Raw genomic sequence first — 25,481 nt, forward strand, 5'->3', positions numbered from 1 at the left:
ATGCGCCGGCGTCTGGTCATCGTCTTCCTCGTGCCCCTCGTGGCGATCCTGGTCGCGCTGGGAGGCGCCGCGGGCTGGAGCGCTGCGCGCAGTGTCCAGCAGGCCTTCTACACGCAGCAGCTCGGTGATCTCGGCTACTTCGTCACGAGCGCCCGGCAGGCCCTCCGCTCCGGCAGCGCCGCGGTGATCGAGGCGGAGGCGGCGAGGTTCCGGGAGGTCTACGGGATCGAGGTCACGGTGTTCGACCTGGGTGGGAGCATCTGGGCGGCGGGCGACGACAGCCCAGGGGTGCTCGCGGAGGAAGACGCGGAACGAGTCAGACTGGCGCTGTCCGGCCGGCGCGCGGAGCAGCCCGCGGCGGTGTACCCGTGGACGGTCGCCGATGCCGCCCTCGCCGAGCCGGTCTTCGACGACGGGGATGTGATCGGGGCGGTGCTGGTCGCCGGTGACGCCGACGCGCCGCGCGCGGCGATCCTGCAACAGCTTCTGCTCATCTCCGCCATCGCGCTGGTGCTGATCGCCCTTGGAGTGCTGCTGGTGTTCCGTCTCGCGCGGTGGGTCCTCTCGCCGGTCGGGCGGCTCGACGAGGCGATGGCGGCGATCGAGCGCGGCGAGATGGATGCGCGTGTCGCGGAGGATGCCGGTCCACCGGAGCTGCGTCGCATGGCCAGGGTGTTCAACGGGATGGCCGACCAGATCGAGCGGGTGATGACCCGGCAGCAGGAGTTCGCGCTCAACGCCTCGCACGAGCTGCGCAACCCCCTCAACGCTCTCCTCCTGCGCGTCGAGCACCTGGCGACCGGACTCGGACGCGAGTGGGACGACGACGTCGAGGAGACGCGGGAGGAAGGACGCCGCATGACGAGGATCCTGGAGACGCTGCTCGGCCTCGCCCGCGGCGGACGCACCGATTCGACCATCTCCGCGGTCGACCTGGCGACGCTGGCAGCCCGTCGTCTCGACGCCTGGCGGGACGTGGCAGGACAGCGGGGGATCTCGTTGCAGACGTCAGGGGAGTCGTCCGTCATGAGCGTCACCGACCGGACGATCGTGGAGAGCGCGTTGGATGCCGTCATCGACAACGCCGTGAAGTACTCGCCGGAAGGCTCCGGGATCGAGATCGGTGCGGAGCGCTCGGGTGACGTCTGCCGGGTCACGGTCCGCGATCACGGGCCCGGGCTGACGCCGGAGCAGGCGGCCGCGGCGACGGACCGGTTCTGGCGGAACGCCGACACTCAGGACACGCCCGGTTCCGGTCTCGGGCTCGCGATCGCAAGCGACCTGCTCGAGACTGTGGGCGGGGAACTGACGGTCTCGTCGGCCGAGGGTGGCGGTCTCCTCGTCTCGCTGCTGCTCCACGACAGGACGAGGCCATGACCGCGCCGGTGCTGCGGCGACTCACCGCCGGCCTCCTCTCGTTCCTCCTGGTGGGAGCGTTGGCCGCGTGCAGTCAGCGCGCGAACGAATGGACCGACGGGGAGTACGTGATCGCCGCCGGCGGGTCCACCGGCGTCTATTACGACTACGGCAGTCATCTCGCCGAGGAGCTGTCGGGCTCGCTGGACATCGCGATGTCGGCCGACGAGACGGCCGGATCCGTCGACAACCTGTTGCGCGTGAGTTCCGGAGAGGCCGTGATCGGGTTCGCCCAGGGCGACGCGGCCGCGGATGCCGTGGCGGGAACGGGCGCGTTCGATGACCCGCTCCCGGTGCGCGCTCTCGCGCGTCTGTACGACGAGTACGTGCAGATCGTCGTGCGCGGGGACTCGGAGATCGACGACATCGGCGACCTGGCGGGTCGGACGATCTCGCTCGGGGCGGAGAACTCCGGGGTGACGGTGATCGCCGGACGTGTGCTGGACGCGGCCGGCGTCGACATCGCCACGATCCGGAACCCGCAACTCGACCTCAGCGAGTCCATCGACGCGATGGGGCGGGGAGAGATCGACGGCTTCTTCTGGGTCGGCGGATTGCCCACACCCGGCGTGGCGGAACTCGCCGACACCTCCTCCGTCCGGTTGCTCCCGATCGAGCAGGAGTGGGTGAACGAGGTGAACGACCGATACTCGCACGCGTACCGACCCGCGGAAGTGCCGGCGGGGACCTACGGACTCGTCGCCTCCGCGCCGACTATGGCGGTGCCGAACTATCTCGTCACGGCGTCCGCCACCCCGGACGCCGTCGCGAGGGACATCCTCGCCGGACTGTTCGAAGCACGCCTGCGTCTCGCGGCAGAGGTGCCCACGGCCGCGCTGCTGGACCGTCGCTCGGCGATCTTCACCGCCCCGGTCCCGCTGCATCCCGGCGCGATCGACTACTACCGGGACTTCCGCGGCTGACGCCTCAAGAAATCCTCAAGAAGTCTGACACCGTGCTCGACGCTCTGCCAAGGTGAGGTCGATCGCACACGATCGGATCCTGCTGCTCAGCTGTCGTTGGGGGGCGAGGCGGCAGGACCATCCCGCGGCCCGTGGGGGCGGGCCGTGGGGTACCCATGCAGAGCTGCATTGGTGCCGCGATCAGGTGATTACGAACGTGTAAATCTCACCGATGACCCTGGAACCCGGGGTACGACGTGGCTAGCTTGGAGAAATGATGACCTCTGATACCCCGCTCGTCGTGGTCGAGAACGTCCAGAAGCACTACGGCGAGTTCCAGGCGCTCACCGACATCGACCTGAGCGTGAACCCGGGAGAGGTCGTGGTCGTGATCGGCCCGTCCGGCTCCGGCAAGTCGACGCTGTGTCGCACGATCAACCGCCTCGAGACGATCACCAGCGGCAGCATCCGCATCGACGGCAAGGAGTTGCCCGCCGAGGGCAAGGGGCTCGCTCACCTGCGGGCGGACGTCGGCATGGTGTTCCAGTCGTTCAACCTCTTCGCCCACCTCACCATCCTCGAGAACGTGACCCTCGGTCCGATCAAGGTCCGTGGGCTCAAGAAGGCCGATGCCGAAGCCGAGGCGATGCTCCTGCTCAAGCGCGTGGGCGTGGAGCAGCAGGCGTCGAAGCTCCCGGCTCAGCTCTCGGGTGGTCAGCAGCAGCGCGTGGCGATCGCCCGTGCGCTGGCCATGCAGCCCAAGGTCATGCTGTTCGACGAGCCGACCAGCGCCCTCGACCCGGAGATGATCAACGAGGTCCTCGACGTCATGGTCGAGCTGGCCCAGGACGGCATGACGATGATCGTGGTCACCCACGAGATGGGCTTCGCTCGCAAGGCCGCCGATCGCGTCGTCTTCATGGCCGACGGACGGATCGTCGAGGAAGCCAAGCCCGAGGAGTTCTTCACGAACCCGAAGAGCGACCGCGCCAAGGACTTCCTCTCGAAGCTCCTCACGCACTGACGGCCCACACACCGACCACACAGACCCTGCACACACAGCACACGAAGGAGACGCACATGCGACGCACACGGACACTGGCGGGCATCGGAATCGCGGCGACAGCACTGCTCGCGCTCACGGCCTGCAACAGCGGCAGCCCGTCAACGCCCGGTGGCACCGATGGCGGTGACGCCGGAGAGGACAGCACCTGGTTCGAGGTCGCGACCGACGTCCAGCTCGAGGGCAGCCCCACGTTCGACAACATCAAGGACCGCGACCAGGTCGTCATCGGTGTCAAGGAAGACCAGCCCGGTCTCGGCTACCTCGACGTGACCACCGGTGAGCGCACCGGATTCGATGTCGACATCGCCCGCTGGATCGCCGCCTCGCTCGGCTACGACGAGGACAAGATCGAGTTCAAGCCGATCGCCTCCGCCAACCGCGAGCAGGCCATCGTGAACGGCGACATCGACTACTACGTGGGCACGTACTCGATCACCGACAAGCGCAAGGAGCAGATCGCCTTCGCCGGCCCGTACTTCATCACCGGGCAGGGACTGCTCGTCGCGGCCGACGACGACACCATCAAGAGCGAGGACGACCTGAACGCCGACACCACCGTGTGCTCGGCCACCGGCTCCACGCCCATCCAGAACATCCGCGAGAACTACCCGGATGTCCCCACCAAGGAGTTCGACCTGTACTCGGCCTGTGTCGAGGCGCTGCTCTCCGGCGAGGTCCAGGCGGTCACGACCGACCAGGCCATCCTCATCGGCTACGCGGCTCAGGACCCCGACAACCTGAAGGTGGTCGGTGAGCCCTTCACCGAGGAGCGCTACGGTGTCGGCCTGGCGAAGGACGACGCCGCGCTGCAGGAGTTCATCAACACGATGTTCACCGACGGCGGCGATGTCTGGCAGGCGATCTTCGACAAGAACCTCGGATCGTCCGGCATCGAAGTCAGCCAGCCGGCCGTCGACTGATCGAACAGAGGGGGCGGCTCCAGGGCCGCCCCCTCTCCGAATCGTGAAGGGGAGGGTGGCGTGGACGTCATCTTCGGAAACCTCGACCTGTGGGGCGAAGCGCTCAAGAACACGCTGATCATCTTCTTCGGCGGTGGACTGCTCGCGCTCATCCTCGGGATCATCGTCGGGGCGGCCCGCGTCTCACCCGTGCCCATCGCGCGCGGTGTCGGCACGGTGTACGTGAACCTGATCCGCAACACCCCGCTGACCCTCGTCTTCTTCTTCTTCATCTTCGGCTACCCGCAGCTCGGGCTGCCGAAGCTCAGCACCACAGTGCTGGGCATCCTGGCCATCGGCATCTATACGGCCACGTACGTGGCGGAGGTGCTGCGCGCCGGTATCAACACCGTCCCCGTCGGCCAGGCGGAGGCGGCCAGGGCGATCGGCCTCCCGTTCGGACAGGTGATGACTCTGGTCGTCCTCCCGCAGGCGTTCCGCTCGGTCGTGCCACCGATGATGAGCGTCTTCATCGCGCTTCTGAAGAACACGACCGTCGCGGCGGGCTTCTCGATCCTCGAGCTCGGAGCCGTCCGCTCCTACCTCAGCGAACGCGGAGAGAATGCGCTTTCGGTGCTGCTCTGGGTGGCCGTCATCTTCGTCGCGCTCGTCCTGCTCCTCAGCTGGCTCCAACGGTATCTCGAGAACAAGTGGAGGATCGCGCGATGACTTCCGTCCTGTACGACGTCCCGGGCCCCAAGGCGATCCTGCGCAACCGTCTGATCGGTGTCGCCACCGTCGTCGTGGTGCTTGCCCTGCTCGGGTTCATCGGCTACCGCTTCTACGTGAGCGGACAGTTCGACGCGTCCCGGTGGTACGTCTTCACCTTCAGCGCCGTCTGGGAGCAGATCTTCGGTGCGCTCGGCCGAACTCTCGCGGCGTTCGGGCTCGCAGCGATCCTCGCCATCGCGCTGGGATTCGTGCTCGCCATCGGTCGGATGTCCGATCATGCCTGGGTGCGTGTCCCCGTCACGGCGATCACCGAGATCTTCCGAGCCGTGCCGGTCCTCGTCTTCATGATGCTGCTCTACTACGGTCTGCCCGTCGCAGGCGTCAAGATGGACCCGTACTGGGCCGTCGTCATCGCGCTCATGGCGTACAACGGATCCGTCCTCGCCGAGGTGCTCCGCGCCGGCGTCGAATCCCTGCCCCGAGGGCAGAAGGAGGCCGGCTACGCGATCGGTCTGCGCAAGAGCGGCGTGATGCGCCTGATCCTGCTGCCACAGGCGATCCGGGCGATGCTCCCCGTGATCGTGGCCCAGCTGGTCGTGACGATGAAGGACACCGCGCTCGGTTTCATCATCACGTACCCCGAACTCCTCTACTTCGCGAAGCAGCTCACGTCTCAGCAGGGACGCCCCGTGCTGCAGTCGGCGTTCGTCATCGGCGGCATCTACATCATCATGTGCCTGATCCTCTCCGGGATCGCCAAGTGGCTGGAGATCCGCACCCGACGCTCGCCGCGTGGGCACGACGGCGTTCCGGCCGGCGGCGTGGATCCGCGTCCGCACCAGGACGGCACCGATACCGAGCTGATCACGCTGCAGCGCGGTGGGGGCGGGTTCGGCGGACCACCGCCTCAGGGCATCTGATCCGGTTGCGCCGTCGGTCGGTGGGGCGACGCGCCGGTAGACTCGACTCTCGTGTCAGAGTCTCCTGAAATCACCCCGGAAGCGGTCGAAGCCGCGGTCGCCGATGCCCTCGCGGCCATCGCCGCAGCCGCCGACACCGCCGAGCTGAAGGCGGCCCGCGCCGCACACGTTGCCGACGGATCGCCGCTTGCCGTCCTGAACGCCTCCATGCGACAGGTCGCCCCCGAGAATAAGGCCGCGTTCGGCAAGCTCGTGGGGCAGGGGCGCGGGCAGGTGACGAAGGCGCTCGCCGCCAAGGAGGCCGAGCTCGCCGAGGCGGAGGTCGCTGCGCGACTCGAGGCCGAGCGCATCGACATCACGGCCGTGCCGTCTCGCACCCGCGTCGGTGCCCGGCACCCGCTCACGCTCCTCCAGGACCAGGTCTGCGACATCTTCGTCGGAATGGGCTGGGAGATCGCGGAGGGACCGGAGCTCGAGCACGAGTGGTTCAACTTCGACGCCCTGAACTTCGACGTCGATCACCCCGCGCGTCAGGAGCAGGACACGTTCTACGTGGACCCGACATCGCGCCATCTCGTGATGCGCACCCACACGAGTCCCGTGCAGGTGCGCTCGATGCTCGACCGCGAGGTGCCGATCTACGTGCTGTGCCCCGGGCGGGTGTACCGGACCGATGAGTTCGACGCCACGCACCTGCCCGTGTTCACCCAGTTCGAGGGCCTCGTGATCGACAAGGGCATCACGATGGCGCACCTCAAGGGCACGCTCGACCACTTCGCGAGGCTGCTCTTCGGCCCCGAGGCCAAGACGCGTTTCCGTACCAACTACTTCCCCTTCACCGAGCCCTCCGCCGAGCTCGACCTGTGGCACCCGACCTTCAAGGGCGGCGCGCGCTGGATCGAGTGGGGCGGCTGCGGCATGGTCAACCCGAACGTGCTGCGCGCGGCCGGGATCGATCCGGAGGAGTACAGCGGCTTCGCGTTCGGCATGGGCATCGAGCGGGGCCTGATGTTCCGCAGTGACGTCCAGGACATGCGCGACATGGCCGAGGGTGATGTCCGATTCAGCGAGCAGTACGGGATGGTGGTGTGATGCGCGTCCCGCTTTCGTGGCTGCGTGAATACGTCGATCTGGCAGCGGATGCCACGCCCGAAGACGTCCTCGGCGCGCTGGTGACCGTCGGCTTCGAAGAGGAGGACGTGCACCGCTTCGACATCACGGGTCCCGTGGTGGTCGGACAGGTCGTGTCGCTTGAGGCCGAGCCGCAGTCCAACGGCAAGACCATCAACTGGTGCCAGGTGGATGTGGGCGAGGCGAACGGCGGCATCCGCGGCATCGTCTGTGGTGCGCACAACTTCGTGGCCGGTGACAAGGTCGTCGTGACGCTGCCCGGTGCCGTGCTGCCCGGTCCGTTCCCGATCGCCGCACGGAAGACCTACGGTCACGTTTCCGACGGCATGATCGCGTCCGCGCGGGAGCTGGGCCTCGGCGACGAGCACAACGGCATCGTCGTGCTGTCCGATCTCGGCATCGATGCTCCTGTCGGTACCGACGCGATCGCGCTGCTCGGTCTCGACGACGTGGCAGTGGAGATCAACGTCACGCCTGACCGCGGCTACGCGTTCTCGCTGCGCGGTGTGGCCCGCGAATACGCGCACGCCACCGGGGCGGACTTCCGCGATCCCGCCGAGCGCGACTTCGCCGAGTTGCAGCCGGGCACCGGACACACCACCGTGGTCGACGACGCCGCTCCCGTCCGCGGCCGGGTCGGTGCAAGTGAGTTCGTGACCCGCGTCGTGCGTGGGGTCGACCCCACGCGTCCGACTCCGCCGTGGATGGTCGCGCGACTCAGCCTCGCGGGCATGCGCTCGCTGGGCGTGCTGATCGACATCACCAATTACGTGATGCTCGAACTCGGTCAGCCGCTGCACGGATACGACCTCGACAAGCTCACCGGCGGCATCACGGTGCGGCGCGCGACCCCGGGCGAGAAGATGACCACGCTCGATGGCGTCGAGCGCTCGCTGCACGTCGAAGACCTGCTCATCACCGATGAATCGGGTCCGATCGGCCTCGCCGGTGTGATGGGCGGCGGCACGACGGAGATGAGCGACACCACCCGGAACGTGCTCATCGAGGCCGCGCACTTCGACCCGACGACCATCGCCCGCTCGGCTCGCCGTCACAAGCTGCCCAGCGAGGCATCCAAGCGCTTCGAGCGCGGCGTCGACCCGCTCATCCCGTTCGTGGCTGCGCGCCGGGCGGCCGATCTCATGGTCGAGCTCGCCGGTGGCACACTCACCGAGGAGGGCGGCGCCCTGTTCGCCGAGGTCTTCGTCGGAGAGATCGAGCTCCCGGCCGGCTTCGTGCAGGGGCTCATCGGCGTCGACTACACCGACGACGAGATCACCGGGGCGCTGACCACCATCGGTGCCGACGTGACCGCTTCCGACGCAGGCTCCGGCTGGACCGTGATCCCGCCGACCTGGCGCCCCGACCTGACCGACAAATGGACGCTGGCCGAAGAGGTCGCGCGCATCCACGGACTCGACCGCATCCCCTCGGTGCTGCCGACGCCGCCGTCCGGTCGCGGGCTCACCGCGCATCAGCAGGGTCGCCGTCGCGTGGCCGATGCCCTGGCCGCCGCGGGGCTCGTCGAGACGCCGTCGTTCCCGTTCACCACCGAGGTGCAGAACGACCTGCACGGTTCCGCGTCGGGGGAGCACCTGCCGAGCATCCGCCTGGCGAATCCGCTCGATGGTCAGGCGCCCTCCCTGCGTCGATCGCTCATCCCCGGTCTGCTGCAGACCGCGCACCGCAACATCTCGCGCGGGCTCACCGACCTCGCGATCTTCGAGACCGGCGTCGTCTTCCTACCCGAGCCCGGTGTGGAGTACGGGACGGAGGATGTGCCGCCCCTGGGGGAGCGCCCGTCGGAAGAGACGCTCGCCGCGCTGAACGCCTCGATCCCGCCGCAGCACCGGTTCGTCTCGGCGCTGCTCACCGGCCACGTGTCACCGCGCCAGCCCGGTCGCCCGGCCGAACCCGCCAGTCTGGTCGAGGCGCTGGACGCCGTCCGTGTGATCGCCGCCGCCGCCGGAGTCGAGATCGACGTCGTGCAGGCCGAGCGTGCCGCACTCCACCCCGGCCGCACCGGATCCCTCCGGATCGCCGGGGAAGAGGTCGGCTACGTCGGCGAGCTGCACCCCGCGGTGGCGGAGGGCGCCGACCTCCCCGGCCGTGCGACCGTGTTCGAGCTGGACCTCGACCGCGTCCTGTCGCTCGCGGGCGGCCGTGTCGTGGCCGCGTCGCTGTCGACGTTCCCTGCTGCCACGCAGGACGTCTCGTTGACGCTGTCGGCCGAGGTGCCCGCCGCGGATGTGCAGGCGGCTCTCGCCGAGGGCGCCGGTGCGATGCTCGAGTCCGTGCGTCTCGTCGACGACTATCGCGGGGAGGGGGTGCCGGAAGGCTCCAAGAGCCTGACGTTCGCCCTGCGGTTCCGCGCCGACGACCGCACCCTCACCGCTGCGGAGGCCACCGAGGCCAAGCTCGCGGGCGTCGCGGTGGCGGCCGAACGGTTCGGGGCGGCGCTGCGCGACTGAGCACTGCGCCGGGCGCGATCTGCTCTGAGCGGAAGCTCTTTCGCGGGTGGTCGATTCCTGCTGACATGAAGCCATGTCGGATGTGCTGATCCTCGGCGGTACGGGCTGGCTCTCGGGGCGGATCGCGCGTCGATGGGTCGATGCCGGTGCGGCAGTGACCTGTCTCGCCCGCGGAACGCGACCGGCGCCCGAGGGTGCCGAGCTCGTGCCCGGAGACCGGGAGGCCGCCGAGGCGTACGACGCACTCGCGCAGCGCGACTGGGACCATGTGGTCGACATCTCCTCGCAGGCGTCGCACGTCGCTCGTGCCGTCGACGCTCTCGGTGCGCGCACGGCACGGTGGACCTATGTGTCCTCGATGTCGGTGTACGCCGATGATGAGACGGTCGGGGCCGACGAATCAGCTCCCCGTCATCCGCCCGCCCGTCCCGGAGACGCCTACGAATACGGGGCGCAGAAGGCCGCGGCCGAAGACGCCGTCTCGGCGCTCGGAGCGCGGGCCTTCATCGTGCGCCCCGGGCTCATCGTCGGGGACGGAGATCCGAGCGACAGGTTCGGATACTGGGCGGCGGCGTTCACGCGCGCCGGCGCGGAGCCGGTGCTGCTGCCACCGCTCGAGGGGAGAGCTGCGCAGGTGATCGATGTCGACGACCTGGCCGAGTTCATCGTGACGGCGACTCGGAGCGGGGTGGTGAACGCGATCGGTGACAGGCATTCGCTCTCCGACATGCTGGAGGCGGTACGTTCGGCAGCAGGGCACACCGGTGACACGGTCGTCGCCGACGAGGACTGGCTCGTCGCTCGGGAGGTCGGGCACTGGGCCGGACCGCGGTCGCTTCCGCTGTGGCTGCCGCCGGAGATGACGGGATTCATGACGCGGTCCAACGCAGCGTTCCGTGCGTCGGGAGGCTCGCTCCGCGCCCTCGCCGACACGATCGGGCGGGTCCTCGTCGACGAGCGCGCCCGCGGCGTCGATCGGCCGCGACGTGCCGGACTCACCCGGGCGGAGGAACGCGCGCTCCTGGCCGATCGCTAGACTGCGAGCAGTGACACGGGGTGCCGCATCCGCGGCTGAGAACAGACCCGTCGAACCTGATCTAGTTCGTACTAGCGAAGGGATGTCGCGATGAGCGATCTTCTGCGTCCTGAATCCACCACCGATCTCGTCGGCTCCGCCGCGGCGCTGTGGGAGGTGGTGCGTGAGGCTCCGCCCTTGACGCATTGCATCACCAACGCGGTCGTCACGGGGTTCACCGCCAACGTGCTGCTCGCCGCCGGTGCGGCACCCGCGATGGTCGACATCGTCGGCGAGGCCGAGCTGTTCGCCGGGGTCGCCTCCGGCCTGCTGATCAACCTCGGCACGCCCACGCCGGAGCAGCGGGCTGCGATCCTCGAAGCCGTCGCCGGCGCGACCGCGTCCGGGACACCGTGGGTGCTCGATCCGGTCGCGATCGGCACCCTGCCGATCCGCACGGCGCTGGCGCATGACCTGGCCAATCAGCGCCCGACCGCGATCCGAGGCAACGCCTCCGAGATCCTCGCCCTCGCCGGAGTCAGCGCGGGTGGCCGAGGTGTCGACGCGACGGACAGCACGGATGCCGCTGCCGACGCTGCGGCTGCCCTGGCGACGAGGACGGGTGCCGTGGTCGCGGTCTCGGGGCCGGTCGATCTCCTCACCGACGGCGAGCGGATCCTGCGACTCGCGAACGGTCACGAGCTCCTGACCAGGGTCACCGGTGGCGGTTGTGCCCTCGGCGCGGTCATGGCCGCGCTCCTCGGCGCCGCCAGGGTGACGGGGCACGATGCGCTCACGGCGGTCGCCGCCGCGAGCCTCGGATACACGATCGCCGCCGAGCATGCCGCAACGACAGCACGGGGTCCGGGCAGTTTCGCGGTCTCGCTGCTGGATGCACTCGCAGCGCTGCGCCCGGAAGACCTCGTCGCCGAGGCTCGCGTCGAGAGCGGTGCACGGTGACCGTCGATCTCTCGCTCTATCTCGTGACCGATCCCGAGCTCTGCGGTGATCGTGGTGTCGTCGAGACCGTCCGTCAGGCTGTGGAGGGTGGTGTGCGCGTCGTCCAGGTGCGGGACAAGACCGCGACGGAGGCCGAGATCGTCGAACAGCTGATCGCGGTGTCGCAGGTGATCGACGGACGGGCGCTCCTCGTCGTGAACGACCGGTTGGATGCTGCCGTCGCCGCCCGCGAACGGGGTGCGCGCGTCCACGGCGTGCATCTGGGGCAGGGCGATGCGTCCGTGCGGCGGGCGCGCGAGGTACTGGGACCCGATGCGCTGATCGGCCTCACGGCGAACAGTGCCGCGCACCTCGAGGCCGTGCTCGCCCTGCCGGTGGGGACGGTCGACTACCTGGGAGTCGGCGTGATCCGTCCCACCGCGACGAAACCGGATCACCCGGCGCCGCTCGGAGTCGACGGATTCCGTGACTTCGTCGCACGCAGTCCGCTCCCGTGCGTCGCGATCGGCGGCGTGGGGCTCGACGATGCCGAGGCACTGCGGGATGCCGGTGCAGCCGGGATCGCCGTGGTCTCGGCGCTGTGCGCGGCGGAAGACCCCGCGGCGACCGCCCGTGCTTTCCGGCGACGGTGGCTCGCAGGTTCCGTTCCGCGTGTGCTGAGCATCGCCGGGAGTGATCCCTCCGGTGGCGCAGGGATCCAGGCAGACATCAAGTCGATCGCGGCCAACGGCGGATACGGCATGGCTGTCCCCACCGCGCTGACCGCGCAGAACACCCAGGGCGTGCGCGGCGTGCACGTGCCGCCGGCAGAGTTCCTCCGCGCCCAACTCGACGCGGTGTCGGATGACATCGTGATCGACGCGGTGAAGATCGGGATGCTCGCCGACGCCGAGGTCATCCGGACGGTCGCTGCCTGGCTCGACCGGGCCCGTCCGCCGATCGTCGTCCTCGATCCGGTGATGGTGGCGACTTCGGGGGATCGGCTCCTGGAGCCGGATGCGGAGCGGGAACTGCGGGATCTGCTCCGTCGCGCCACGCTCGTGACCCCGAACCTGGCCGAGCTCGCCGTGCTCTCGGGGCGCGACGTCGGGGACTGGTCGGAGGCGATCGCCGCTGCGGAAGACCTGTCGACGGATGTGGGGGTCGCCGTGCTGGTCAAGGGCGGACATCTCGCGGGGAACGACGCCCCGGATGCGCTGATCGACGCTCGTCACGGGCGACGTCAGGAGTACAGCGGGACGCGTATCGTCACCTCGAGCACCCACGGCACCGGCTGCTCGCTCTCCTCTGCCCTCGCCACGCTGTTGGCACGGGGTCTGGAGCCGGAGCAGGCGGTCCGCGCGGCGCGGAGCTGGCTGCGTGAATCGCTCCGTGCGGGGGAAGCACTGCGGGTGGGGCGCGGGCACGGCCCCATCAACCACTTCTCCGGACTGTGGGCGCGGGCGGACACGACGAGCGGAGTCGCTGCGTCGGAGGTCGCTGCCTCGGAGGTCGCTGCCTCGGAGGTCGCTGCCGAGTGGTGGGAGCGCATCGCCGACATCCGCGCACAGATCGACGAGTTGCCGTTCATCCGTGCCCTTGCAGACGGCTCGCTGGAGCGCGAGCCCTTCCTCGCGTACCTCGCGCAGGATGCCCTGTACCTGCGCGAGTACGCCCGGGTGCTGTCGGAGGCGGCGCGACGAGCCCCGACGTCGGCTGAGCAGGCGTTCTGGGCGCACTCCGCCCACGGGTCCATCGTGGGCGAGCTCGAACTCCATGCGTCGTGGTTGACGCCGCAGCAGGGGGTGAGCGCTGCGACGTTCGCCGCGGAGCCGTCGGCGGCGACCACGGCCTACCTCGATCACCTCAGGTCGGTCGCATTCGGTGGCGACTACGCCGAGATCGTCGCAGCCGTCCTTCCGTGCTTCTGGCTCTACACCGACCTCGGCCGGCGCCTGCATGCCGGCGAGTTCGGCGAGTACGCGCGGGATCCGCAGCATCCCTTCGCCTCCTGGCTCGCGACATACGCCGACCCTGCGTTCGAGGAGGCGACCGAGACGGCGATCCTCTACGCCTCCGGGGCGGCCGCACGGGCGGACGCCGCGACCCGCGCGAGGATGAGCCGCGTGTTCGAGGTCTCGAGCGCGCACGAGCTGGCCTTCTTCGCCGCACCGATGGAGTTCTCGCCCGCCGGATGACGGCCCGGATTTGCGGTGGCCGCCGGGGCCGCGCTACTGTCGCGACATGCCTTCGGCCGCCACCGCTTCTCCGACGCTCGCTCCGAGCGTCATCGCTGTGCGCCGACGCCGCGGCCGCCGACTGTAGGCGACCCCGCCCTCCTGCCTGCCCCCTTTCGGCGGTGAGTGCCGGTGTCGCCGCCTCCGGCCCCGCCCCTCGGTCCTCCTTTCGAGGAAGACCCGACCGTTAAGGTAGAAGCATGACGTATTCCGTCGCCGTCTCCGGCGCATCCGGCTACGCAGGCGGCGAGATCCTACGCCTCCTGGCAGACCATCCCGACATGGAGATCCGCACCGTCACGGCGCATTCGAACGCCGGGCAACCCCTCGTCGATCACCAGCCGCACCTGCGCTCCCTGGCGCACCTCACGCTGCAGGAGACCACACCGGACATCCTCTCCGGCCACGACGTCGTCTTCCTGGCGCTCCCGCACGGGCAGTCCGGTCAGTACACCGACGCGTTGGGCGACGCCCCGCTCGTGATCGACGCCGGAGCCGACCATCGGCTCACGTCGGCCGCGGCCTGGGACGCGTTCTACGGCGGTGCGTTCCATGAGGCGTGGACCTACGGCGTGCCGGAGCTCCTGGTCGACGGCGTGAAGCAGCGCGAGCACCTCCGGGGTGCGACGCGCATCGCCGCTCCCGGCTGCAACGCCTCCACCGTGAGCCTCAGCCTCGCCCCGGGAGTGGCCGCCGGGGTCATCGACGCCTCCGACATCGTCTCGGTGCTGGCGGTCGGCCCGTCCGGTGCGGGGAAGAGCCTCAAGACGAATCTCCTGGCGAGCGAGATCCTCGGATCCGCGAACCCGTATGCCGTCGGTGGAACCCACCGGCACATTCCCGAGATCCGTCAGGCGCTCGCCGCAGCCTCCGGCGTGGACCCCGACGGCATCCGGATCTCCTTCACCCCGGTGCTGGTCCCGATGTCGCGCGGCATCCTCGCCACCTCGACGGCGCCGATCGCGTCCGGCGCTACGGATGCGCAGATCCGGGACGCCTGGCAGAGCGCGTACGGGGAGGAGACCTTCGTGCAGCTGCTCCCGGAAGGACGATTCCCGCGGACCGCCGACGTGATCGGCGCGAACACCGCGCTGATCGGTCTCGCGATCGACCGTTCCGCCAACCGCGTCACCGTGGTCACCGCCGTCGACAACCTCGTCAAGGGCACCGCCGGCGCTGCCATCCAATCCATGAACATCGCGCTGGGACTGCCCGAGGCCCGCGCCCTCTCACTGAACGGAGTCGCGCCGTGAGCGTCACCGCCCCCGCAGGATTCGAAGCGGCCGGTGTCGCCGCAGGACTCAAGTCGACAGGCAAGCCGGACGTGGCCGTCGTCGTCAACCGGGGACCGCGCAAGGTCGGCGCCGCCGTCTTCACCGGCAACCGTGCCAAGGCGAATCCGATCATCTGGTCGCAGCAGGCCGTGGCTGATCGCGTCGTCGAAGCCGTCGTGCTCAACTCCGGAGGGGCGAACTGCTTCACCGGCTCCTTCGGCTTCCAGACGACGCACCAGACCGCGGAGAAGGCAGCCGAACTCCTCGGGGTCAGCGCCGGCGACGTGCTGATCTGCTCCACGGGGCTCATCGGCACCGGAGACGAGACCTTCCGGGCGAGGGTGCTCGCCGGCACCGAGCAGGCGATCGCCGAGCTCAGCGCAGACGGCGGGGACGACGCCGCTCACGCGATCATGACCACGGACACGGTCGCGAAGACGGCGGTGATCAGCCGCGACGGCTGGACCATCGGCGGCATGGCCAAGGGGGCCGGGATGCTCGCGCCCGGACTCGCCACGATGCTCGTGGTGATCACGACCGATGCCGTCCTCGAACCGCTGCAGGCCGACGAGGCCCTGCGCCGCGCGACCGGGAAGACGTTCGACCGGCTCGATTCGGACGGGTGCATGTCGACCAACGATCAGGTCACGCTTCTCGCCAACGGTGCCTCGGAGGTCGCCCCGGACCTGGACGACTTCGCCGCCGCCCTCAGGGAGCTGTGTCAGGAACTCGCGGTGAAACTGCAGGGTGACGCGGAAGGCGCGAGCCACGACATCACGATCGAGGTCCGGCAGGCGGTGTCCGAGCAGGACGCGGTCGAGGTCGGCCGGTCCGTGGCACGCAACAACCTCTTCAAGGCGGCGATCTTCGGCAACGACCCGAACTGGGGACGTGTGCTCGCCGCGATCGGCACCACGAACGCGCAGTTCGATCCCTATGACGTCGACGTCTGGATGAACGGCGTCCGCGTGTGCACCGAAGGCGGTCCCGACCGTCCGCGGGAAGAGGTCGACCTCACCCCGCGCGCCACCCACGTCGTGATCGATCTGAAGTCGGGCGAGGCCGCGGCCACGGTGCTCACCAACGACCTCACGCACGATTACGTGCACGAGAACAGCGCGTACGCCTCATGACCGACATCCAGGACACTCCGGCCGAGGTCGCCGCGCAGAAGGCCACGACCCTCATCGAGTCCCTCCCGTGGCTGAAGAAGTTCCGCGATCAGATCGTCGTCATCAAGTACGGCGGCAACGCGATGGTCTCGGAAGAGCTGCAGGACGCCTTCGCGCAGGACATCGCGTATCTCCGGTACGTCGGGGTGTTGCCGGTCGTCGTCCACGGCGGCGGTCCGCAGATCTCGAACATGCTGCAGCGCCTCGAGATCCCGAGTGAGTTCAAGGGCGGCTACCGCGTCACCAACACCGAGGCGATCAGCGTCGTGCGCATGGTGCTCACCGGTCAGGTGAACCCGCAGCTCGTCTCCAAGATCAACTCCCACGGGCCGATCGCCACCGGGCTCAGCGGTGAGGACGCCGGTCTCTTCGGCGGACGCCGTCGCGGCGTCGTGATCGATGGAGAAGAGGTCGATCTCGGACGCGTCGGCGATGTCGTCGAAGTCGACCCGACCCCGGTGCACGACCACCTCGTGGCCGGGCGCATCCCCGTGGTCTCGAGCATCGCGCCCGACCTCGACCACCCCGGTCAGTCGCTGAACGTCAACGCGGATGCGGCGGCGGCGGCGCTGGCGGTTGCTCTGAACGCCCGCAAGCTCGTGATCCTCACCGACGTGCCCGGACTCTACGCCGATTGGCCGAACCGCGACTCGCTCGTCTCGCACCTCACATCGGAGGCCCTCATCGACATGCTTCCGACGCTCGAGTCCGGGATGATCCCGAAGATGCGCGCGTGTCTCGACGCGGTCGAGGGCGGCGTCGATGCCGCGGCGATCATCGACGGACGGGTGCCGCATTCGGTGCTCGTCGAACTCTTCACCAGCAAAGGAATCGGGACCGAAGTGGTCCTGGGAAGGAATGAGGTGACGGCATGACCGTCTGGCAGGACGATGCGGCACGCGATCTCGTGCTCAACGCGGGGGAGCGGCTCGCGCTGCTGGTCCGCGGCGAGGGTTCGTACCTGTGGGATGCCGACGGCCGACGCCACCTCGATTTCCTCGCGGGAATCGCGGTGACCTCCCTCGGGCATGCGCACCCGGCCTTCGTGGAGGCGGTGTCGGCCCAGGCGGCGACGCTCGCCCACGTGTCGAACTACTTCGCCACTCCGCCCCAGCTCGCCCTCGCCGCACGTCTCAAGCGCCTCGCTGGTGCCGGGATCGACGGACGCGTCTTCTTCTCGAACTCCGGTGCGGAAGCGAACGAAGCCGCGTTCAAGCTCGCCCGTCTGCACGGCGGCGTCGAACGGCCGCGCATCCTCGCGCTCGAGAACGGCTTCCACGGACGCACCATGGGCTCGCTCGCCCTGACGGCGAAGACCTCGATGCGCGCGCCCTTCGAGCCGATGCCGGGTGGTGTCGAGCACATTCCGGCCACGATCGAGGCGCTGCAGGCGGCGATGGATGATCGGGTGGCCGCCGTCATCGTCGAGCCCATCCAGGGCGAGGCCGGTGTGGTGGAGCTGCCAGAGGGCTACCTCGCCGCTGCACGCTCGCTGACCCTCGCGCACGGCGCGCTGCTGATCGTCGACGAGATCCAGACCGGTGCCGGCCGCACGGGTGCGTGGTTCGGATTCAGTCATGAGGGCATCACGCCCGACGCGATCACCCTGGCCAAGGGCATCGGTGGTGGCTTCCCGATCGGTGCTCTGGTCACCTACGGTTCCGCCAGCGCGCTCTTCACGCCGGGGTCCCACGGCTCCACCTTCGGGGGGAACCCGCTCGCGACCGCGGTCGCCGACGCGGTGCTCGCCGAGATCGAGAGTGCCGGGCTGGTCGAGAACGCCGCCCGCCGGGGCGCCGAGCTGCGTGAGTTCCTGCTCGGCATGGACTCCCCGCTCGTCGACGGCGTGCGCGGACGCGGTCTGCTCATCGGCGTGGCGCTGTCCGCGCCGGTGGCCGGAGCCGTGGTCGCTGCCGCTCAGGAGCGCGGCCTCATCGTCAACGCCGCCAATCCGGAGACGGTCCGCATCGCGCCCGCCCTCACGATCGGTGACGCCGAGCTCGCAGAGTTCCGTGAGTTGTTCACCGCTGCCCTCGCCGACGTACAGGCTTCCCTCTCCGGAAAGGTATCCGCATGACCCGCCACCTGCTGCGTGACGACGACCTGACACCCGCCGAGCAGGCCGAGATCCTCAACCTCGCGCTCGAACTGAAGAAGGACCGCTGGGCGGACAAGAGTCTTGCGGGGCCGCAGACCGTCGCGGTGATCTTCGACAAGTCCTCGACGCGCACCCGGGTGTCGTTCGCGGTGGGCATCGCCGACCTCGGTGGCTCGCCACTCATCATCTCCACCGCCAGCAGTCAGCTCGGGGGCAAGGAGACACCGTCCGACACCGCACGCGTGCTGGAGCGCCAGGTCGCCGCGATCGTCTGGCGCACCTACGCGCAGTCCGGACTCGAGGAGATGGCCGCCGGCACGCGCGTGCCGGTGATCAATGCGCTCTCCGACGACTTCCACCCCTGTCAGCTGCTCGCTGATCTGCTGACGATTCGTGAGCACAAGGGCGAGTTGAAGGGTCTCACGCTCACGTTCTTCGGTGATGGGCAGAGCAACATGGCGCATTCCTACGCCCTCGCCGGCGTGACGGCGGGGATGCACGTGCGCATCGCGTCGCCCGAGGACTATGCGCCGCGCGCCGACGTCATCGAGGCAGCCGACCGCCGTGCGGCCGAGACCGGCGGATCGATCACGCTGTACACCGACGCGGTCGAGGCCGCCGCCGGGGCCGACGTGGTCGTGACCGACACCTGGGTCTCGATGGGCAAGGAGGAGGAGAAGATCGCGCGCATCCGTGACCTCGGCGGCTACAAGGTCACCCCCGAGACGATGACGCTCGCCGACCCGGAGGCGATCTTCATCCACTGCCTCCCGGCGGACCGCGGCTACGAGGTCGATTCCTCGGTCATCGACGGACCGCAGAGCGTCGTCTGGGATGAAGCAGAGAACCGGCTGCATGCGCAGAAGGCGCTTCTCGTGTGGCTGCTCGGCAAGAAGGACGCATGATGACCGACTCGACGCATGAAGGCACCAACGAGGGGGCGCTCTGGGGCGCACGTTTCGCCACCGGGCCCTCGCCCGAGCTGGTCGAGCTCAGCCGTTCCACGCATTTCGACTGGATCCTCGCTCCGTACGACATCGCCGGCTCGCATGCCCATGCGACCGCGCTCGAGGCCGCGGGATACCTCGAACCCGACGAGGCACGACGGATGCACGAGGGGCTGGATGCCGTGGCTCGCCGTGTCGCAGACGGTTCCCTCCGCCCGGTGCCGACGGACGAGGATGTGCACGGTGCGCTCGAGCAGGCACTGATCGCCGAGCTGGGACCGGAGCTGGGCGGGCGTCTGCGCGCAGGTCGCAGCCGCAACGACCAGATCGCGACGCTCGTGCGCATGTATCTGATCGACCACGCCCGGGTCATCGCGCGAGACATCCTGCGCGTCGTCGACGCACTGGTCGCCCAGGCGGAGGCGCACCCGACGGCGATCCTCCCCGGGCGCACCCACCTTCAGCACGCACAGCCCGTCCTGCTCGCCCACCACCTGCAGGCGCACGGGTGGCCGCTGGTGCGGGAGCTGGAACGGCTCGTGGATTGGCGTCGCCGCGCCGGTGTCTCGCCCTACGGCGGGGGAGCGCTGGCGGGTTCCACGCTCGGTCTCGATCCTGTGCTCGTGGCGACGGAGCTGGGCCTCGACCGTCCGGCCGAGAACTCGCTCGACGGCACTGCCGCTCGTGACGTCGTCGCGGAATTCGCCTTCATCACGGCGATGACCGGTGTCGATCTCTCGCGCCTCTCCGAGGAGATCATCCTCTGGAACACCCGCGAGTTCGGCTTCGTCACCCTCGATGACGGGTACTCGACCGGTTCCAGCATCATGCCGCAGAAGAAGAACCCCGACATCGCCGAGCTCGCCCGGGGCAAGTCCGGCCGTCTCATCGGCAACCTGTCGGGACTGCTGGCCACGTTGAAGGGCCTCCCGCTCGCGTACAACCGCGATCTGCAGGAGGACAAGGAGCCGGTCTTCGATTCGGTGCAGACGCTGGAGGTCGTGCTCCCCGCGTTCGCCGGCATGATCGCGACGCTCCGCTTCGACACCGCGCGGATGGCGGAACTCGCACCGCAGGGCTTCTCGCTCGCGACCGACGTCGCCGAGTGGCTCGTGAAGCGCCGGGTGCCCTTCCGCGACGCCCATGAGATCTCGGGTGCGCTCGTGCGCGCGTGCGAGGAGCAGGGGATCGGACTGGAGGACGCTTCCGATGAGCTGCTGCTCTCGGTGTCCCCGCATCTCGTGCCCGAGGTGCGTGAGGTCCTCACGATCGAGGGTTCGGTCGGGTCGCGGACCGGCGTCGGCGGCACCGCTCCGGAGCGGGTCGCCGAGCAGCGCGCCGAGCTCATCGCTCGCGCGCAGGCGGCCGCCCACGCCCTCGGCCTCTAGCCGACGGCGGGGCCGCCGGCCCGCAGCGGATCAGTGGAGGTCGGTGTCTGCCGACGACCGTTCCCACCGGGTGAACCGGACCGTGAGTCCGCTGCGCGTGGGCGCGGCGAGGAACGGTCCGGCGGATGCCGTCGCCGTGCCGTCGAACGGGGCGACCCGAACGAGACGCCACGGTCCGTTATCGGCGCGGGCGCGCACGATCACGGAGTCCGCCCAGCGGCTGACGCGTACCGTGATCTCGCTCTCGAGCCACTCATCGACGTGACCGACCGACCAGTCGGAGCCCCCGGCGGTGACCACGGCGCCGAGTCCGAGGTGGTCGTCGGCGTACTCCAGGCCGGTCTTGATCCAGTGCTCGTCGTCGATCCGCACGAAGACACCCGCCTGGTCGAACTGTCCGTCCCAGGGCGCGCGGAACGACACCTCCATCGCCTCGCCGACCGCGAGGGGTGCGAGCAGGGCGTGCTCGGTGTCGTGCACGAAGCCGTAGGCGGTGTGCCGCCAGGCGTCGCTGCCCTCCACGGCGGTGATGTCGAGGGGAGCCGAGCCGTCGGGGAGACCGGAGGGGGAGGCGGGGGCGGTGGTCCATGTTCCGTGGGACCAGGGGATGATGTGCGATTCAGGCATGTTCGCAGAATATAGCCAAATAGAGAATAAGTCGAGAGTTATGCGTGTTATGGTTATGCCATGGTCATCGCGGTACTCGCAGACATCGTGGGCTCTCGCCGGCTCGACGATCGCACCGCCGCGCAGCACGTCCTCGACGACACCATAGCCAGGGTCGAGGTCGACTTCCCGCTGGCTGCGCAGCCGCTCACGCCCACCGTAGGAGACGAGCAACAGGGTGTCTACCTCGATCTGAGCGACGCGATGGTGTCGCTCCTGATGATCCAGCTGCGGCTGCCGGACGGTATCGCCTTCCGGTTCGGGATCGGGGTGGGGGAGGTGCGTCAGGTCGAATCCGTCCATCGCGAGCTCGCGGACGGGCCCGGCTGGTACGCGGCTCGCGCCGCGATCGAGACCGTGCATGAGCGCGAGGGTCGCGCCGTGCCGCGCACGCGGTCCTGGATTGTCGGAGCCCCGGGGCAGGATGAGGTCATGGAGAGCACGATCGCCGCATCGAACGCCTACCTCCTCGTCCGTGACGAGCTGGTCGGCGCGATGAGCGAGCGGGAACGGCGACTCGCCTACGGCCGTCTGCTCGGTCGATCGCAGCAGGAGCTCGCGGCCGAGGAAGGGATCACGCAGCCCAGCGTCTCGAAGTCGCTGCGCACCGCGGGCACGGCCGCGCTCATCGAGGGAGTGGCCGCGCTTCGAGGGGACCGCGCATGATCGTCGCCGGCTTCATCCTGCTGGCGGTCGGCGCCGCCGACCTGGTGCGTCAATTCGCCCCGCGCCGGTGGATCGGCTACCTCACCGTCACTGTGGTCCTGCTCCTGCTCGGCAGCGTCAGCGACGCGCTTCTCCCCATGGCGCTCGCGCTGGTGGTCGGAGCGCTCTGGGTGTGGAGCATGCCCACCGAGCGCCCCGCCCCTCTGGGGTTCTGGCCCGCCGTCCTGCTCGCGGTCGTGAGCGTCGGTGCCGTCGTCGGGCTCGGCGCTCGTCCAGACGCCGGCCTGATCGGCGCGGTCTGGCGCCTCCGGTCACCGTTCGGAGAAGTCCCCTTCGATCTTGCTCTGCTGGCACTGGGCGCCGGGGTGTTCCTCCTGGAATCCGCGAATCTCGTGGTCCGTGCGGCGCTCGACGGGGAGCACACCTGGCGCCCGGCAGACCCGGCCGCGTCGCCGGTGACAGCGGTCGCCGACACCGCCGCCGCCGCAGAAACCGCCGCCGCCCCGGAAACCGCCGCCGCCAGTGAAACTGCCGCCGCCACGGAGACAGATGCTGAGGTGGCGTCAGCACCCCGCGATCCTCGCGGCGGATTCAAGGGCGGACGACTGATCGGACCGCTGGAGCGCATCCTCGTCCTGATCCTCACTCTCGCTGCGGCGTATCCGATCCTCGCCGCGATGCTCGCCGCGAAGGGCATCGTCCGATTCCCGGAGATTTCCCGCGACGGGGAAACCGGTGCTCGGGCGGAGTACTTCCTCGTCGGCAGCCTCGTCAGCTGGGTGATCGCCCTCGGCGCCGCTTTCCTGGTCTGGTGGGCGGCGCACAGCTGACGGAATCAGTTCGACGACCGGTACCAGTCCAGCTTCTCCTGGAGACGCCGCTGCTGCGCGAGAACGTCGGCGAGTTGCTTCTCGACCGTCGCGGCGTGCTCTTCGAGAAGAGCTATCCGCTCCGGAACGGTGTCGTCGCGCTGGCAGAGCTGGCCGTAGCGACGCAGGCGTTCCACCGGCATACCGGTCTCCCGGAGGCACTTGAGGAATTCCAGGAGTCCGAGCTCGGTATCGGTGTACGCGCGATGGCCGCCGGCTGTGCGAGACACCGCGGGCAGGATGCCCTCGCGCTCGTAGTAGCGGAGCGTGTCGATGCTGAAACCGGAGCGTGCCGCAGCCTCCGCCGGCGTGTACGTGGTCATGGTCCGAGCATAGAGCTTGACCTGGAGCGCACTCCAGGTTGCAGAGTGAGGTCATGACCACTCGGAACACCCCTGTATCCCCGCTCGTCCTGGGAGCGATGTCCTTCGGCACACTCGTCGATGAGGAGACCTCGTTCGCTCTGCTCGACCGCTTCGTCGAGCGCGGAGGAGTCTGGATCGACACCGCCGACTGCTACAGCTTCTGGGTGAGCGACACGGGGCAGGGCGGAGCGTCCGAGGAGGTGCTCGGACGGTGGCTCGCGGCGCGACCACATGCACGGCAGCAGATCCGCATCTCGACCAAGGTCGGCGCCGAGCCCCTGTGGCCGGGGTCGTGGCCCGAGCACCGGGCCGGGCTCTCTCCGCGTGCGATCCGCGCTGCCGTCGAGGGGAGCCTCGAGCGTTTGGGCATCGACCGGATCGATCTGCTCTGGCTCCACCAGGAGGACCGGACGGTGGCGATCGAGGAGACCGTGGATGCTCTCGCGGCGCTCACCGCCGACGCCACCGTGAGCCGCGTCGGCGCCTCGAACCACCCGGCCTGGCGCATCGAGCGTGCCCGTGCGCACGCGAAGTCCCTCGGAAGCACCCCCATCGACGCGCTCCAGCTGAACAGCACGTACCTGCGCACGCGCCCGGGCACGCTTCCGCCCGGGGTGGCCCATCCCTTCGGCGTGCTGAGCGACGAGCAGCGGGACTTCGCGGTGGCGAACGGGATCGAGATCTGGGCCTACACCCCGCTGCTCTCCGGCGCCTACGACAACCCCGCGAAGCCCGTGCCCGAGGTGTATGAGCACCCGGGAACCGCACGTCGGCTCGCCGCGCTGGATGAGGTCTCCGACGCACGGGGTCTCGGACGGGGTCAGATCGTGCTGGCATGGCAGCTCGCGCGGGGCATCCGCCCGATCCTCGGTGGCAGCAAGCTCGACCAGCTGGAAGTCGCGATGGACGCCGCCGCGATCGCCCTGTCCGTCGACGAGATCGCTCTCCTCGACGGACCGCTGTGAGGCGATTCGCCCCTGCCCGCGCTGATAGCCTGGAGCGCGTGTCAACTGCTGATCTGACGACCGCACCCCAGGCGATCGACCCCACGTTCGAGAACGTGTGGGACGAGCTCGTGTGGCGTGGCCTGGTCCATGTGTCCACCGACCAGGAGGCGCTGCGCGCCCTTCTCGCGGGGGACCCGATCACGTATTACTGCGGTTTCGACCCGACGGCACCCAGCCTGCACCTCGGCAATCTCGTGCAGCTGCTGACGCTGCGTCGCATCCAGCTCGCCGGACACAAGCCGCTCGGGCTCGTCGGCGGATCGACCGGACTCATCGGCGACCCCCGCCCCACGGCGGAGCGCACCCTGAACACGCGGGAGACCGTCGAGGAGTGGGTCGGGCGCCTGCGGACGCAGGTCGAGCGCTACCTCAGCTTCGAGGGGGACAACGCGGCTCGCATCGTCAACAACCTGGACTGGACCGCGCCGCTGAGTGCGATCGATTTCCTGCGCGAGATCGGCAAGTACTTCCGCGTCGGCACGATGTTGAAGAAGGATGCGGTCGCCGCGCGCCTCAACTCCGACGAAGGCATCAGCTACACCGAGTTCAGTTACCAGATCCTTCAGGGGATGGACTTCCTCGAGCTGTACCGCCAGTACGACTGCGTACTGCAGACGGGTGGATCCGACCAGTGGGGCAACCTCACCAGCGGCACCGACTTGATCCGGCGCGCCGAAGGTGTCTCCGTGCATGCGATCGGCACCCCGCTGATCACGAACAGCGATGGGACCAAGTTCGGCAAGAGCGAAGGGAACGCCATCTGGCTCGATGCCGCGATGTGCAGCCCGTACCGCATGTACCAGTTCTGGCTGAGCACGGCGGACAGTGACGTCATCGACAGGCTCAAGGTCTTCACGTTCCTCGGCAGGGCCGAGATCGAGGAGTACGCCGCGCTCGTCGAGACGGAGCCGTTCCGTCGCGCCGCTCAGAAGCGTCTCGCGCTCGAGGTGGTCGCGACCGTGCACGGCATCGATGCGACGGCAGCTGTGATCGCCGCATCCGAGGCACTGTTCGGGCAGGGGGACCTGACCGCGCTCGATGCCGGCACGCTCCGCACCGCGCTCGAGGAACTCCCGAATGCCACGGTCGCCGCCGACACTCCGGTGGTCGAGGCGCTGGTGGCGACCGGACTCGTGGCGAGCCTTTCCGAGGCTCGGCGCGCGATCGGCCAGGGTGGCGTGACGCTGGACGGCGAACGCGTGGAAGATGAGGCCGCCACCGTCCGGGGGACGCTCCCCGGAGGCGTGTCGGTGCTGCGTCGCGGCAAGAAGACCCTCGCCGGCGTCTTCATCGGCTGATCC

At 69.2% G+C, this 25,481-nt stretch carries 23 protein-coding genes and 1 riboswitch; of the genes, 21 read left to right on the plus strand and 2 right to left on the minus strand.

Annotation, left to right across the window (positions count from 1 at the left end):
• The 17 genes from KV397_RS05680 to argH all read left to right on the plus strand — a co-directional run bounded on the left by KV397_RS05680 (position 1) and on the right by argH (position 20,607).
• Positions 1-1,377: a sensor histidine kinase gene (locus KV397_RS05680; protein ID WP_261812375.1), complete on the plus strand. Its 1,377-nt coding sequence runs from the start codon at positions 1-3 to the stop codon at positions 1,375-1,377.
• Entirely contained in the window at positions 1,374-2,339 is a 966-nt protein-coding gene (locus KV397_RS05685; RefSeq protein WP_261812376.1) for a TAXI family TRAP transporter solute-binding subunit, read from the plus strand. The genes KV397_RS05680 and KV397_RS05685 overlap by 4 nt, the downstream gene beginning before the upstream one ends.
• Before the next feature lie 256 nt (positions 2,340-2,595).
• A complete protein-coding gene (locus KV397_RS05690) occupies positions 2,596-3,342 on the plus strand; it encodes an amino acid ABC transporter ATP-binding protein (protein ID WP_194239376.1) in 747 nt (248 codons plus the stop codon).
• Between the two features lie 56 nt (positions 3,343-3,398).
• Positions 3,399-4,304: a glutamate ABC transporter substrate-binding protein gene (locus tag KV397_RS05695; RefSeq protein WP_261812377.1), complete on the plus strand. Its 906-nt coding sequence runs from the start codon at positions 3,399-3,401 to the stop codon at positions 4,302-4,304.
• Between the two features lie 60 nt (positions 4,305-4,364).
• A complete protein-coding gene (locus KV397_RS05700) occupies positions 4,365-5,012 on the plus strand; it encodes an amino acid ABC transporter permease (protein WP_047524336.1) in 648 nt (215 codons plus the stop codon).
• On the plus strand, positions 5,009-5,935 hold the full coding sequence (locus KV397_RS05705; protein WP_131492618.1) for an amino acid ABC transporter permease: 927 nt from the start codon (positions 5,009-5,011) through the stop codon (positions 5,933-5,935). The genes KV397_RS05700 and KV397_RS05705 overlap by 4 nt, the downstream gene beginning before the upstream one ends.
• Positions 5,936-5,986: 51 nt before the next feature.
• Positions 5,987-7,027 (plus strand): phenylalanine--tRNA ligase subunit alpha, encoded by a 1,041-nt coding sequence (gene pheS, locus KV397_RS05710; RefSeq protein ID WP_261812378.1) that lies wholly within the window; start codon positions 5,987-5,989, stop codon positions 7,025-7,027.
• Positions 7,027-9,537, plus strand: a complete 2,511-nt coding sequence (gene pheT / locus KV397_RS05715) for a phenylalanine--tRNA ligase subunit beta (protein ID WP_261812379.1) — start codon at positions 7,027-7,029, stop codon at positions 9,535-9,537. Before pheS ends, pheT begins: the two co-directional genes overlap by 1 nt.
• A 73-nt stretch (positions 9,538-9,610) precedes the next feature.
• Positions 9,611-10,573 carry an NAD-dependent epimerase/dehydratase family protein gene (locus KV397_RS05720; protein ID WP_261812380.1) on the plus strand — a complete coding sequence of 321 codons (963 nt, stop codon included), beginning with the start codon at positions 9,611-9,613 and terminating at the stop codon, positions 10,571-10,573.
• A gap of 6 nt (positions 10,574-10,579) precedes the next feature.
• A riboswitch (TPP riboswitch) is annotated at positions 10,580-10,673 on the plus strand.
• Positions 10,664-11,512, plus strand: a complete 849-nt coding sequence (thiM, locus tag KV397_RS05725) for a hydroxyethylthiazole kinase (RefSeq protein ID WP_261812381.1) — start codon at positions 10,664-10,666, stop codon at positions 11,510-11,512. Its footprint overlaps the riboswitch before it by 10 nt.
• Entirely contained in the window at positions 11,509-13,689 is a 2,181-nt protein-coding gene (locus KV397_RS05730; RefSeq protein WP_261812382.1) for a bifunctional hydroxymethylpyrimidine kinase/phosphomethylpyrimidine kinase, read from the plus strand. Before thiM ends, KV397_RS05730 begins: the two co-directional genes overlap by 4 nt.
• Positions 13,690-13,928: 239 nt before the next feature.
• Positions 13,929-14,981 carry an N-acetyl-gamma-glutamyl-phosphate reductase gene (gene argC / locus KV397_RS05735; RefSeq protein WP_261812383.1) on the plus strand — a complete coding sequence of 351 codons (1,053 nt, stop codon included), beginning with the start codon at positions 13,929-13,931 and terminating at the stop codon, positions 14,979-14,981.
• On the plus strand, positions 14,978-16,135 hold the full coding sequence (gene argJ / locus KV397_RS05740) for a bifunctional glutamate N-acetyltransferase/amino-acid acetyltransferase ArgJ (RefSeq protein ID WP_047524343.1): 1,158 nt from the start codon (positions 14,978-14,980) through the stop codon (positions 16,133-16,135). The genes argC and argJ overlap by 4 nt, the downstream gene beginning before the upstream one ends.
• Positions 16,132-17,049 (plus strand): acetylglutamate kinase, encoded by a 918-nt coding sequence (argB, locus tag KV397_RS05745; protein ID WP_131492606.1) that lies wholly within the window; start codon positions 16,132-16,134, stop codon positions 17,047-17,049. The genes argJ and argB overlap by 4 nt, the downstream gene beginning before the upstream one ends.
• The gene (locus KV397_RS05750) at positions 17,046-18,251 is read left to right on the plus strand and encodes an acetylornithine transaminase (protein ID WP_131492604.1); all 1,206 of its coding nucleotides are present in this window, start codon (positions 17,046-17,048) and stop codon (positions 18,249-18,251) included. Before argB ends, KV397_RS05750 begins: the two co-directional genes overlap by 4 nt.
• Positions 18,248-19,177 carry an ornithine carbamoyltransferase gene (argF, locus tag KV397_RS05755; RefSeq protein WP_261812384.1) on the plus strand — a complete coding sequence of 310 codons (930 nt, stop codon included), beginning with the start codon at positions 18,248-18,250 and terminating at the stop codon, positions 19,175-19,177. The genes KV397_RS05750 and argF overlap by 4 nt, the downstream gene beginning before the upstream one ends.
• Entirely contained in the window at positions 19,177-20,607 is a 1,431-nt protein-coding gene (gene argH / locus KV397_RS05760; protein WP_131492600.1) for an argininosuccinate lyase, read from the plus strand. The genes argF and argH overlap by 1 nt, the downstream gene beginning before the upstream one ends.
• A 30-nt stretch (positions 20,608-20,637) precedes the next feature.
• Here argH and KV397_RS05765 read toward each other — a convergent pair whose 3' ends face one another.
• Positions 20,638-21,234, minus strand: coding sequence for a DUF1349 domain-containing protein (locus KV397_RS05765; RefSeq protein ID WP_261812385.1), 597 nt, complete (start codon positions 21,232-21,234; stop codon positions 20,638-20,640).
• Positions 21,235-21,294: 60 nt separating this feature from the next.
• Here KV397_RS05765 and KV397_RS05770 point away from each other — a divergent pair, with 60 nt between their 5' ends.
• Both KV397_RS05770 and KV397_RS05775 read left to right on the plus strand, forming a co-directional pair.
• The gene (locus KV397_RS05770) at positions 21,295-21,939 is read left to right on the plus strand and encodes a SatD family protein (RefSeq protein WP_261812386.1); all 645 of its coding nucleotides are present in this window, start codon (positions 21,295-21,297) and stop codon (positions 21,937-21,939) included.
• Positions 21,936-22,769, plus strand: a complete 834-nt coding sequence (locus KV397_RS05775) for a hypothetical protein (RefSeq protein ID WP_248570073.1) — start codon at positions 21,936-21,938, stop codon at positions 22,767-22,769. Before KV397_RS05770 ends, KV397_RS05775 begins: the two co-directional genes overlap by 4 nt.
• 5 nt (positions 22,770-22,774) lie before the next feature.
• On the opposite strand, the gene KV397_RS05780 is transcribed toward KV397_RS05775, so the two are convergent.
• Entirely contained in the window at positions 22,775-23,131 is a 357-nt protein-coding gene (locus tag KV397_RS05780; RefSeq protein WP_047524351.1) for a MerR family transcriptional regulator, read from the minus strand.
• A gap of 53 nt (positions 23,132-23,184) precedes the next feature.
• Between KV397_RS05780 and KV397_RS05785 the strand changes: the two genes are divergently transcribed.
• Complete coding sequence (locus tag KV397_RS05785) at positions 23,185-24,138, plus strand: aldo/keto reductase (RefSeq protein WP_131492595.1); 954 nt, start codon at positions 23,185-23,187, stop codon at positions 24,136-24,138.
• A 38-nt stretch (positions 24,139-24,176) separates the two neighbouring features.
• Entirely contained in the window at positions 24,177-25,478 is a 1,302-nt protein-coding gene (gene tyrS, locus KV397_RS05790; RefSeq protein ID WP_261812387.1) for a tyrosine--tRNA ligase, read from the plus strand.
• Positions 25,479-25,481 lie beyond the last annotated feature (3 nt).

Origin of the sequence: Microbacterium aurugineum (assembly GCF_023101205.1) — a bacterium.
Classification (GTDB): domain Bacteria; phylum Actinomycetota; class Actinomycetes; order Actinomycetales; family Microbacteriaceae; genus Microbacterium; species Microbacterium aurugineum.